This is a genomic window from Kitasatospora sp. NBC_00374 (assembly GCF_041434935.1).
Lineage (GTDB): Bacteria > Actinomycetota > Actinomycetes > Streptomycetales > Streptomycetaceae > Kitasatospora.
Map to the genome: position 1 here is coordinate 4,104,518 of NZ_CP107964.1, position 11,431 is coordinate 4,115,948.

The following is an 11,431-nucleotide window of genomic DNA, read 5'->3' on the forward strand; positions in this document are numbered from 1 at the left end:
CCCAGCACCCTAGAGCGACCGGAACAGCTCCAGGTAGCGCGCCATCAGCGCGTCCCAGTCGTAGCGCTCCTCGGCCCGCAGGCGGCCCGCCGCCCCCAGCCGGTCGGCGAGCTGCCCGTCCCCGAGCAGCCGGCGGCAGGCCGCCGCCAGCGCCTCGGGATCGCCGGGCGGCACCAGCAGGCCGGTGACCTCGTCGGTCACCACGTGCGGAATGCCGCCCACCGCGGAGCCCACCACCGGAGTGCCGCAGGCCATCGCCTCGACCAGGGCCATGCCGAAGGACTCCGACTCGGTCCGCGAGGGCAGCACCAGGACGGCGGCCGTCCGCACCGCCTCCACCAGGTCGTCGCCCGTCAGCTCGCCGGCCGCCTCGACCCGGTCGCCGACACCGAGCCGCGCCGCGAGCGCCATCTGGTCCGCCAGCGCGTCGCCGCCGCCCACCAGCCGCAGCCGGGCGTCGGGCAGGTCGGCCAGCGCCGCGAACGCCCGGACCAGTACGTCGACCCCCTTCCAGGCCGAGGAACGGTCCAGCCGGCCGACGTACAGCAGCGTGCGGGGCCGGCCCGAGGCGGGCGGTCCCGGGGTGAAGCGCGCGAGGTCGACCCCGGGGCTGATCTCCACGGCCCCTGGGCGGCCCGCCGCCAGCGACACCGGGGAGACGGCCACCAGCGCCCGCGCCCGGTCGAACACCCGCGGGAGCAGGTACCGCTCGTACCCGCCGATCAGCCGGTCCGCCAGACCGTCGTGGGGGCCGCCCTTGTGCATCGAACCGGCGTGGTACGTCAACACGGCCGGCCGGCGGCCGGCCACCGCGACGGCGAGGTCGGCCAGGCCGGGCACGGGCGCGTGCGCGTTGACCACCTCCGCCCCGGTACGGCGCAGCCAGCGGCTCAGCTGGACGGGCCAGAGCGGGCTGAGCGGGGTGTTGGACAGCCGGAGCCAGGTGCCCAGCCGGACCACCCGGACGCCGTCCTCGGTGCTGACCCTGGTGCGCCGGCCCTCGGGGTTGCTGGTGATCACGACCGGCCGCAGGTCCGGAGCGGCGGCCAGCGCACCGACGATCCGCGCCGCGTAGTTCTCCACCCCGCCGACCTTGGGCGGGTAGTACGGGGCGACGACGGCGACCGTACGGGGCGTCACCGGGCGGCCTCCGGTGCCAGGTCCGCGCGCAGCAGACCGACGAACTCCTCGGCGCGGGCCGAGTAGCCGGGCAGGACCGCCCGCAGGTGGCCGCGGTAGTCCTCCTCCTCGGCCACCAGGCGGTCGACCAGGCCGGTCAGCGACTGCGGGGTGGCCTCGGTCATCCGGACCACCCAGTGCTCCAGCCCCAGGTCCGCCATGATCCCGCGGGTCTTGTGGTCGTACTCGACCGCGGCGCACGGCACCCCGGCGACCAGGCCGAAGATGACCGAGTGGAAGCGGGTGCCGAGGATGAGGTCGGCGGTGCCGTAGAGGGCGAAGATGTCGTGGTGGTCGATGCCCTCGTCGTCGACGACGTGCAGCCACGGGCTGTCGACGGCCGCGGCGATCCGGCGGTTGACGATCCGGTCGTCGTCCGCCTGGAAGGTGCAGGTGACCTGGGGCACCAGGACGACCTGGCAGCCGTGCCGTTCCACCAGGTGCCGCACCGCCGCCGCCATGGCCTCCTCGTACGCCGCCTGGCCGGCGGGGTCGAGGAACTGCCGGGCCGTCACCAGCACCAGGCGGGCGTCCGCGGGGATGCCCAGCTCCGTCCGCCAGGCCCGCCGGGAGCGGCTGCGGAAGGCGAAGGCGCTGTCGACCCCGCGGAGCAGGTTCGCGTCGGGCACGCCCGCCTCGGCGAGCCTGGCCACGCTGATCTCCTCGCGCGCCACCACCCGGCGGCTGGCTCCCACCACCGCCCGCATCATCCGCTGCTGACGCCCGGTCGGGAACGGCCCGTACGACTGCGGCGCCAGCACCACCGGCACCCCGAACCGCTGGGCGAGCCAGAGCGGGAACAGCAGGAAGGCGATGCTGAGGTCGGACGGGAAGTCGGCCTTGCCGTTCAGGTAGCCCCCGCCGAGGGACAGCACCAGGTCGGCCTCGGCGAGCGCCCGCACCTCGGCCCGCATCTCCCCGGGCAGCAGTCCGGCGAGCCGGCGGACCACGGCCGGTCCCCCCGGGAGGGCCGCGGTCAGCGCCAGTGCGAGGGCCAGCAGTTTCCGGCCGATCCGGGCCGGACGGGAGACGTCCTCGTCGCCGACGTAGCGGCGGATCGACCCCAGGTTGGGGACGTCGTCGAAGGTCGGCCACCGGCCGGGCTGCTCGAAGCCCGCGATCCTGGTCTCGGCGCCCGGGAAAGCGAGCTGGACCTGCTGGAGCGCCACGCTCAGCAGGGCCGCGTCACCGCGGTTCCCGCGCGCGAACGCATTGACGACGACGACCTTCACTGTGCGGCAACCTCTTCGTAGTGGTCTTCCAGAGCGTCGAGGAACCGTTCGACGCCGTAGCGGTCGGCCCGCGCCGCCGACCCGTCCCCGAGCCGCTGCAGCAGCTCGCGGTCGCCGAGCAGAGCGCCCAGCGCCGTGGCGAGCCCGGCGGCGTCCCCGGGTTCGACCAGCGCGCCGTTGTCCGGGCCGACGAGCTCCGGCAGCCCGCCCACCCGGGACGCCACCAGCGGCCGGCCGAGCTGCAGCGCCTCCAGCGCCACCGTCGGGAAGTTCTCCGGCCAGAGCGACGGCAGTGCCACCACCGAGGCCTCCCGCAGCCGGTCGGCGACGTCCTCCGCCGGCAGCCAGCCGTGGAACGTCACCCGACCGTCGGCGACCAGGTCCGCGGCGGAAGCCTCCAGACGGGCCCGGTCGGAGCCGTCCCCGACGACCGACAGCCGGGCCTGCGGACGGTCCGTCAGCAGCCTGCGGAAGGCGTCCAGCAGGACGTGCACGCCCTTGACCCGCTCCAGCCGGCCCACGAACAGCACCCGGTCGGTCGCGGCCACCGGGGCCGGGGCCGCCGACCGGGCGATCCCGTTGGGCAGCACGAAGACCGGGACGGAGCCGACGTCGGCCCGGACCGCGTCAGCGAACCAGCGGCTGGGCGCGAGGACCCGGTCGACCCGGCGCAGCCGCGGCAGGTAGGCCGGCCGCTGGAGGAACCTCAGATACAGGTAGCGGGCCCGGTCCCCCGGCGTGAGCCGGCCGCCGGAGGCGGCGGAGGCCAGGTTCCAGCGCAGCAGTTCCCGGGTCCAGTCCTCGGGACCGTGCACGGTCAACACCCGGCGGCACCCGCGGGTCGCGGCCAGCACCGCCGGGCTGAACTCGCCGATGGTGTGCAGGTGCACGCAGTCCGGCCGGAACTCCCGTACCGCGCGCGCCACCCGCCGATGGGCCGGCCGGTGCCAGAAGTAGCCGAGCAGCCGCCGCGCCGGGCCACCGGAGATCGCGGGCACCAGCTCGTCAGCGAAGACCTCCCGGCCCTCCGCCAGCAGGTCGGTGGCCACCACCCGCACCTGGTGCCCGCGCGCACCGAGTCCTTCCGCGATCAGCCGGACGCTCTTCTCCGCACCGCCCGCCTCGAACCCGATGTTGACGATCTGCAGCACCCTCATGCGCCGGCCTCCCCACTGCGCGGGGGCAGCGTCGTCCCCCACGGATCCCGCTGCTCCGCCCGCGGCTCCGGCGGGAACCGCTCCGGACGGACCTGCTCGCGCGGATACGCGTCCCGCTGCGGCACCGGCTGCGGGTACGGGCCCGGCGGGTGCTCCCACGGCGGGAGCACCGCGTCCTGGACCGGCGCGGGCGGCTGCTCCCGCTCGGCCGCGCGGGCCCGGCCGCGCCGCCACCCGGGCAGGCCCGCCATCGCGACCAGGCCGGAGGCCAGATTGCCGGCGCCCCAGGCCCAGCCGAGCCAGACCAGGCCCCGGTGGGACCACAGCATGGCCAGCCCGATCGTCACCACCGCGTAGACCACGTTGCTGAACACCAGCGGCCCCATCCGCCGGGTGAGCTTCAGCGCGAAGCTGGCCCAGGTGTTCAGCGCCACGGCGAGCGCGCCGAGCGCCAGCACGGTGAGCAGCGGCCTCGCCTCGGCCGCGTAGGAGCCGCCGAACAGCCGCAGCAGCAGCCCGGCCCCCGCCGCGACGATCAGTGCGGCCGGCACCTGGACCGCGGTCATGATGGCCGCGGAGCGGCGCAGCAGCACGGAGAAGCGCGAGGGGTCGAGGCTGGCCTCCGCGAAGACCGCCTCCCCCACCGAGAACGACACCGCGTTCAGCAGACCCGCTATCTGGAAGGCCACGTAGTAGTAGCCCGCCGCGGCCGCCCCGAGCTGCTGGAGCACGATCAGCGGGGTCACCATCAGCGGCGCGAGGTTGAGCAGGCTGGAGATGTAGCTGGCGACGGAGAAGCTCAGCTGCTCCCGCAGCCGGGTGCCCCGGGCCAGGAAGTCGAAACGGAAGCCGAGCTTGCGGCGCATCAGCAGCAGCGAGGCGAAGGCCGCCGCCGCGTAGCCGCCGCCGGTCGCCCCGATGATGCCCACCGACCCGAATCCCACCAGGGCGACCGGCAGGGCCAGCTTGACCAGACCCTGCAGCAGCCCGTCGACCAGCACGTTGTACTGCGGCGCGCGGGCGCTGATGAACACCGAGTCGGTCAGCTGGTTCACCGCGGCGCACACGCAGAAGAGCACGAAACCCGCCGCCGCGGCGATGTGGTCCCGGACGAACAGCAGCTTCTCCCCGTACAGCGGCAGCCCGAGCAGGTAGCCGGTGGCGACCAGGCAGGAGACCCCGGCCACCAGCGCGATGGACTGGGAGAGCTGGCCGTTGCGGGCGGTCTCCGGGGCGGGGAAGCGGATCAGGGTGCTGTTCAGGCCGAACAGGCTCAGATAGGCGATCAGCGTGGTGGCGGTGATCAGCGAGGTGGCCATGCCGACCTGCTGCGGGGAGTAGAAGCGGGCCACCACCACCCAGAACAGGAAGCCCAGCGCGGCCGTGGTCACCGTCGACGCCAGCAGGAAGAACGAACTGCGGTAGACCTGGTCCGGCGGGCGGGCGTGCTTGCGGCGGTTCACCGTGCCGCCCGGCCCTCCCTCGGCCGTTCGACCGGCCGGTCGGCGCCCGGTCGGCTTGTCGCCGGGGCCGCCCCGGTGCCTAGCCACGGGGGGACGCCTCGACCGCCCGGGCGGGCCGTCTCACGCCGCCTCCCGGTAGTGCCGGACCAGCGCGATCACATGCTCCTCCCACCCGAACGCCTCGACGGCGTGGTCACGAGAGTATCGCCCCATCCGCTCCCGCCTCGGAGCGTCCGCGGCCAGGGCCGTCAGGGCGGCGCGCAGCGCCTCGGCGTCCCGGGGCAGCAGCAGGACCTGCGAGCGGTCCAGCCCGTACGGGGCGTAGCCCGGGTCGTCCGTGGTGACCACCGGCAGGCCGGAGGCCATCGCCTCCTGGACGGTCAGCGGGAAGCCCTCGGCGGTCGACGGCAGCGCGAACACCGCGCAGGCGCGGTAGGCCTCGGCGAGCTCCTCGGACGCGAGCGCCCCCAGGTGGTGGACACCGGGACGGCCCGCCAGGGCAGCCGAGTCGCCGTCCCCCGCGAACACCAGGTCGTAGCCGGCCTGGGCGTCGTGGGCTGCCAGCAGCAGGTCGTAGCCCTTCTTGGGCACCAGCCGGCCGACGAAGAGCACCAGCGGCCGTTCCTCGGGCAGGCCGAGGCGCCGGCGGGCCAGCCGGCTCTCCTCGGCGCAGACGGCCGGGCGGAACAGCTCGGTGTCCACGCCGTTCGCGAGGTGCCGGGCCCGCTCGGGGCGGGCGCCGTACGCCCGCACGAAGTCCGCGACGGTGGCGTTCAGGGTCAGCACCGCCCGCGCCCGGCGCAGCAGGGCCCGCCCCGCCGTCGCGTACACCGCCCGCTGGACCCCGCGCACCAGCGCGGACGGGTGCTGCACCATCGCCACGTGCTGGGTGAGCAGGTGCGGGGTGCGGGTCAGCAGGGCGGCCAGGCCAGCCGTCCAGGAGGTCAGGTAGAGGCAGTCGTGCAGGTGCACCACGTCGGCCCACCGCGCCCAGCGCAGGGCGGCCGGCAGCGCGCCCGGGGACAGCACCGGGAACGGCACACCGGCTCGCTCGGCGCCGTTCCAGGCGGCGATCCGCACCACCCGTACGCCGTCCTCGACCAGGGCGGAGCCGCGCTCGCCGCTGGTGAGCACCGTGACGTCGACACCGCGGGCCGCGAGGCGGCCGGCCTCCTGGCGGACGACGTTCTCGATGCCGCCGACGTGCGGCGGGTAGTAGTGGCTGACGAGCAGTACCCGCAGCGGCCGGTCCGACGGGCTCACTTGTAGACCCCCGATCCCTCGCTGCTGTAGATCTGGCTCTTGGTCCGGTCCAGCAGGTCCATCGGGTACCGGTAGGTCACCAGGTCACCCTGGTAGGAGAAGGTCACCTCACCGGTGCGCACCGTGGTGGAGCCCAGGACCACGTAGGGGTTGTAGCCGAGGACCGTGGGGAAGATGTCGCCGACCGCGGGGCCGGGGATGAGCGTCTGCACACGCCGGAACGTGTAGCCCTCGGCCTGGACCACCGGCAGCGGCCGCTGCCCCGCGGTGCGCTGCTGGAGCCAGTAGGTGGCCAGCCGCTCCTCGGTGCTCGGGTAGTAGATGTCGTAGTACTGGCCGGCGTTGTTCAGCTGGAGCTGCGCCGGGTAGCCGCCGAGAGCCTGCGGTACGACGCCGGTGAGGTCCAGGAAGAGCAACGCCATGAACGTGCAGACCACCGGCACGGCCCGCCGCTTGGCCCAGCGCGCCAGCCAGAGCGTCCCGGCGGCGATGAACGGGGCGAAGAAGAACAGCCCCTGCTGGAAGGCCCGGAGCACGCCGTAGTCGACCGAGAGCTGCGGCACCAGCGTCAGCAGCGCGATCAGGCCCACCGCGCCCGCGGTCAGGGTGAACTGGTCCCTGGTCGGCTGGAATATCCGCCGCCGCGACCGGACCGTCACCACCACGCCGACCAGCAGCAGCAGCTGGAGCAGCTTCGCGCTGGACTGCCGCAGGAAGCCGTTCAGGCCCTCCACGCTCAGTCCGGTGGCCTGCAGCGCCCGGCCGGCCCTGGTGAGCGGGAGGCTGTCCTGCGGCACCACCGTGAGGGGGTAGGCGTCGACCGTCGCGAGCGGCAGGTAGTCGCCCGCCGCGCGCTTCGCGGCGGTCTCCCGCACGCTCCGCTCCCGGTAGTCGGCCAACCGCTGCTGCGGACTGGTGCTGCCGCCGCCCACGAGGCTGTACCGGGTGTCCGAGGACCCGCCCGACCCCTGGCCCAGGTGGAGGGCCTGCTGGACCGCGCCGCCGAGGGTACTGCGCAGCTGGCCGCCGGTGTGGGTGACCGGCCCGGCCCACAGCAGCGCCAGCACGGCCGGGGCCACCACCATCCACCAGGTCACGAACGGCTTGGACTGGGCCAGCCGGCTGCGCCGCCGGGCCCGCTTGCGCCCGCGCCGACCGATCAGACGCCAGGTCAGGTCGACGGCGACGGCACCGGCGAGGGTCGCCACCACGACGTACGTCGTCGCGTAGTGCGAGAGCACCACGCCCGCCAGCAGCACCACGAACGCCAGCCGCCGGTTGAGCAGCGGCCGCCCGGAGTCCGTGAGCACCAGCAGGGTGCAACCGAGCAGCAGGAACGCGACCTCCTGCCGGCCGAGGAAGGTCATGTCGGTGAAGAAGGTCGGGAAGACCATGAAGTACACGGCCGACAGCAGGGCCACGAACTGCGGCGCGACGTTGCGGACCGACCGGTACACCAGGACCGGCGTGAGCGCGAACAGCAGCGGCAGGACGAGCTTGAACACGTAGATGTCGGGGATGGCGGTGAGCCGGACCACGCTGACGGGCAGCAGGGTGATGCTCAGACAGGCGTTGTAGGCGTCCGGATAGGTCGAGACGCTCCACAGCGAGCCACCGAGGGTGAGCCGGAAGAACTCGTACTCGCGCTGGATGTCGTGCCCCGCGATGTACCAGCCGCGCAGCGAGTTCAGCAGCAGCAGCGCGGTCGCCGCCAGGTACAGCCCTGTCTCCAGGACCGGGACGCCGTAGCGCCGGCGTCGGACCAGCAGCATCAGCAGCAGCGCCGCGACCGCCACCAGCGCGACCGCGCTGACCTTGCCGCTGAAGCCGTTGTTGAGCCGGACCGGCCCGGCCACCGACAGCACCAGCGCGAGCGCGCCGAGCCCGCCGACGGCCGCGGCCCCGGGCGGCAGAGCGGTGCGGCGCGGCCGCGGTTCCCGGTGCTCCTCGGGGACGAGGGCGCCGATCACCACGAGGGTCATCGCGAACGCCCCGGCGAGCGGGACCCGGGTCAGGGGGTGGTCGGTACCGACCAGCGGCAGCAGGGTGTTCACGCCGAGGGCCACCACCAGGTCGGTGATGACGGCCATGCCGACCGCGAGCATCAGGCTGCTGTCCCGGCCGGAGACCACCCGGGAGGCGACGCCCCGCCAGAGCACCACCGGCGCGCCCAGCAGCAGCCAGAGTCCGGCCAACGTGCGCGGCGCCCCGGGCACATGTGGCAGCGCCTCGACCACGCAGGCGAGCGCGATCCCGAGCAGTACGCCGTTGCGGCCACGGAGCAGGGAGGGCAGGCTCATGCCGCGTCCCCCGTCCGTCCGGCGGGCGCGGACAGCGGCGCGACGCGGTCGTAGACCTGCTCGACCCGCTGCGCCACCGCCTCCCAGGAGTACCCGGGTGCCGCTTCGGCGCTGCGCCGGGCGAGCCGCAGCCGCAGCTCGGGGTCGGCGGCCAGGGCGTCGATCGCGGCGGCCAGCGCGGCCGGTTCCGGCTCGGCCAGCAGGCCGGTCCCGTCCAGCAGTTCACGGTTGCCGGGCACGGCGGTCGCCACCACCGGCAGCGCGGCGGCCATCGCCTCCAGTGCCGCCAGCGGCATGCCCTCCTTGTCCGAGGGGAGCACGAAGACGTCCGCCTGGGCGTAGGCGCGGACCAGTTCCTCGCCCAGCAGTCCGCCCGCGAACTCGACCCCGGTGAGGCCGAGCCGGTCGGCCTGGGCTGCCAGTTCCGTCCGCAGCTCGCCGTCGCCGACGATCCGCAGCGCGACCGGCCGCTTCAGCAGGCTGACCGCCTCCAGCAGGCGTCCGACGTTCTTCTGCGCACTGAGCCGGCCGACGAACAGCAGGCGCAGCGGCTCACCGGACGTCTCCCGCACCGGCATGAAGTACTCGGCTCCGACCCCGTTGGGCACCACGAAGACCCGCTGCGGCGCGACCCGGTAGCCGTCCCGGACGAAGGCCGCCTGGCTCTCGGTGAGCACGATCACCGCGGCCGCGGCGCGCAGCACCCGGCCGAGGACGTGCTTCTTGTAGAAGGGAAGGAGCCTGCCGAGCCGTCCGGAGGCGTCCACGTCCAGATGGAAGTGCAGGACGAACGGTCGGCGCCGGGCCAGCGCGGCCAGCGCCACCAGCTCGGGCATCAGCGCGTGCGCGTAGTGCAGGTGCAGCACGGCCGTCCGCGGCCCGGACAGCAGGGAGAACGGCAGGCCGGGGGCGATCGCGGTGTGCGCGACCTCGACCGCCCGGTGCCGCCGGACGAGGATCCGGCCGTCCCGGGAGCGGCGGGCGGCGCCGCCGGCGCCCAGTGCGGTCGTCACGACCCGGACCCGGTGCCGGCGGCCGAGCTGGTGCGAGAGCTGTTCCACCACGCGTTCCAGGCCACCGAGGTGGGGCGGGTAGTACGGGGTGACCTGCAGGACGGTGCGCATCAATCAGGCTTCCACGGCAGAGTCGGCTCGGTCGGCGGTCATGCTTTGCCCTCGGCGGCCTGCGGCTTCCCGAAGCGGAAGTGCAGCTTCTGCGGATGGCCCTTCAGTGCGACCCGGACCACCGCGACGTCCGCGTTGCTGGTCGCCAGCCGGGCCACCAGCGGCACCGCGGTGCCGTCCCGGGGCGTCAGCGGCAGCGTGGTGGCGGTCACCGGCTTGCCTCCGGGGCCCTCCAGCACCACGTCCAGCTGGAACGACTTGATGCCGGTCCCGTGCGCGTTGACGGCGACGGGGACGACCACGGTGGCCCCTTCGAAGGTGGGTTCGGAGGTGAAGTACAGCTCGGTGAACGGGCTCGACTGCTTGGTGAACGACTGGCGCAGCACCTCGCGCGAGGCGGGCACCACCCAGGCGACCGCCACCGCCAGGCACACCGCGACCAGGCCGGCCGCAGGTCCGAGCAGCCGGCGTGACCTCAGCTGCGCGACGGCTCGGCGGCCCCGCCCGGTCGAGCGTCGCGAGGTGCGGGGCGCCGCGTGCGTCGGCTCGCTGTCGTCCACCGGGTCGGGCTCGTGCCGCGGCTCGTGCTCTTCCTCCTGCTGCTCGGGATCGGACGCGGAGAGCTGGTCGCTCATGCCGTCTCGTACCGCTTGGCGCGTGTGGTCTGCTTGGGCAGGCTGACGCCCCCGGCGGGGACGGGCTCCGCGGGAGCGGTCTCGACGGGGAGGGCCGCCGCACCGTCCGAGGCCGCGCCCGTGGCGGAGGCCGCGGGCTTGCGGAAGCGGTGCGCGAAGAGCTGTCGCAGGTTGGCCATCCCGTCGGGCAGTGCGTTGAGCTTCACCTCGCCGCCCCGGGTGCGGTACTCGATCGGCACCTCGGTGAACCGGTAGCCGGCCAGCGAGACCGCGTTCTTGATCTCCTGGGAGAAGGCCATGCCCCCGGAGCGGACGTCCAGCCCGTGCCAGATGTAGCTCCGGAAGATCCACATGCCGGACTGGGAGTCCCGCAGCCCGTTGCGGAACAGCGTCCGGCTGAGGGTCGACAGCGCGTGGTTGGCCACGAAGTGCGAGGGCTTCATCGCCGCGCGGTTCTCCCGGCGCAGCCGATCCGTCGTCATGAACTCGACGTCCTGCTCGACCAGAGTCCGCAGCAGGTCCGGCAGGGCGTCGAAGGGGTACGTGCAGTCCGCGTCACCGGTGGCGATCACGTCTCCGGTCGCCGCCTCGAAACCGGCCTGGTAGGCGTTTCCGTAGCCGCGCTCGAGCTGGGTGACCACGCGTGCGCCGAGCTCCCGGGCCACGGTCGCGGTGTCGTCCGTCGATGCGTTGTCGACCACGACCACCTCGGTGTCCCACCCCGCGGCGGCGAGCTCGGCCACCGGGACCGATCCCATCACCGTCGGTAGGTTTGACGCCTCGTTGAGCGCGGGAATGACGATCGACAGCGTGTTCACGTAACTCCCCCTGGAAATGGCTTCGTCGTACAGGACCAGTCCGTCCCCGCCCGACGTCGTGCGGGCGGCCCCGGCCGTCCGCAGGCCATGGGGAAAGGCCGCAACCGGCCCGGTTGCGGCACACACGGAGATCAGGAACGGCCGGCCGGCCACCCGCCGATCAGTTGACTGATCAGAGCGTTCGGTTGCTGCGTGTGCCCATCGAGTACTGCCGAAACACCCGCGACCCTGGTGGATTCCTGTCCCTGGCCGCCCGTCCC

General features: G+C 74.0%; 9 protein-coding genes. All 9 read right to left on the bottom strand.

Annotated features, from left to right (window positions below; genetic code table 11):
* Window positions 1-9: 9 nt before the first annotated feature.
* Complete coding sequence (locus OG871_RS18460) at window positions 10-1,140, bottom strand: glycosyltransferase family 4 protein (RefSeq protein WP_371497932.1); 1,131 nt, start codon at window positions 1,138-1,140, stop codon at window positions 10-12.
* A complete protein-coding gene (locus tag OG871_RS18465; RefSeq protein ID WP_371497933.1) occupies window positions 1,137-2,411 on the bottom strand; it encodes a polysaccharide pyruvyl transferase family protein in 1,275 nt (424 codons plus the stop codon). Before OG871_RS18465 ends, OG871_RS18460 begins: the two co-directional genes overlap by 4 nt.
* Complete coding sequence (locus OG871_RS18470; protein WP_371497934.1) at window positions 2,408-3,568, bottom strand: glycosyltransferase family 4 protein; 1,161 nt, start codon at window positions 3,566-3,568, stop codon at window positions 2,408-2,410. The genes OG871_RS18465 and OG871_RS18470 overlap by 4 nt, the downstream gene beginning before the upstream one ends.
* Window positions 3,565-5,031 (bottom strand): lipopolysaccharide biosynthesis protein, encoded by a 1,467-nt coding sequence (locus tag OG871_RS18475; RefSeq protein ID WP_371497935.1) that lies wholly within the window; start codon window positions 5,029-5,031, stop codon window positions 3,565-3,567. Before OG871_RS18475 ends, OG871_RS18470 begins: the two co-directional genes overlap by 4 nt.
* Before the next feature lie 120 nt (window positions 5,032-5,151).
* A complete protein-coding gene (locus OG871_RS18480) occupies window positions 5,152-6,294 on the bottom strand; it encodes a glycosyltransferase family 4 protein (protein WP_371497936.1) in 1,143 nt (380 codons plus the stop codon).
* The gene (locus OG871_RS18485; RefSeq protein WP_371497939.1) at window positions 6,291-8,594 is read right to left on the bottom strand and encodes a hypothetical protein; all 2,304 of its coding nucleotides are present in this window, start codon (window positions 8,592-8,594) and stop codon (window positions 6,291-6,293) included. Before OG871_RS18485 ends, OG871_RS18480 begins: the two co-directional genes overlap by 4 nt.
* Window positions 8,591-9,718, bottom strand: a complete 1,128-nt coding sequence (locus tag OG871_RS18490; RefSeq protein ID WP_371497941.1) for a glycosyltransferase family 4 protein — start codon at window positions 9,716-9,718, stop codon at window positions 8,591-8,593. Before OG871_RS18490 ends, OG871_RS18485 begins: the two co-directional genes overlap by 4 nt.
* Before the next feature lie 38 nt (window positions 9,719-9,756).
* The gene (locus OG871_RS18495) at window positions 9,757-10,353 is read right to left on the bottom strand and encodes a hypothetical protein (protein WP_371497943.1); all 597 of its coding nucleotides are present in this window, start codon (window positions 10,351-10,353) and stop codon (window positions 9,757-9,759) included.
* A complete protein-coding gene (locus OG871_RS18500; protein WP_371497945.1) occupies window positions 10,350-11,171 on the bottom strand; it encodes a glycosyltransferase family 2 protein in 822 nt (273 codons plus the stop codon). The genes OG871_RS18495 and OG871_RS18500 overlap by 4 nt, the downstream gene beginning before the upstream one ends.
* Between the last annotated feature and the right edge of the window lie 260 nt (window positions 11,172-11,431).

Bases quoted from the DNA above. Each gene is read 5' to 3' on its own strand.
- OG871_RS18490 (WP_371497941.1), bottom strand. From the start codon at position 9,718: ATGCGCACCGTCCTGCAGGTCACCCCGTACTACCCGCCCCACCTCGGT.
- OG871_RS18470 (WP_371497934.1), bottom strand. From the start codon at position 3,568: ATGAGGGTGCTGCAGATCGTCAACATCGGGTTCGAGGCGGGCGGTGCG.
- OG871_RS18495 (WP_371497943.1), bottom strand. From the start codon at position 10,353: ATGAGCGACCAGCTCTCCGCGTCCGATCCCGAGCAGCAGGAGGAAGAG.
- OG871_RS18485 (WP_371497939.1), bottom strand. From the start codon at position 8,594: ATGAGCCTGCCCTCCCTGCTCCGTGGCCGCAACGGCGTACTGCTCGGG.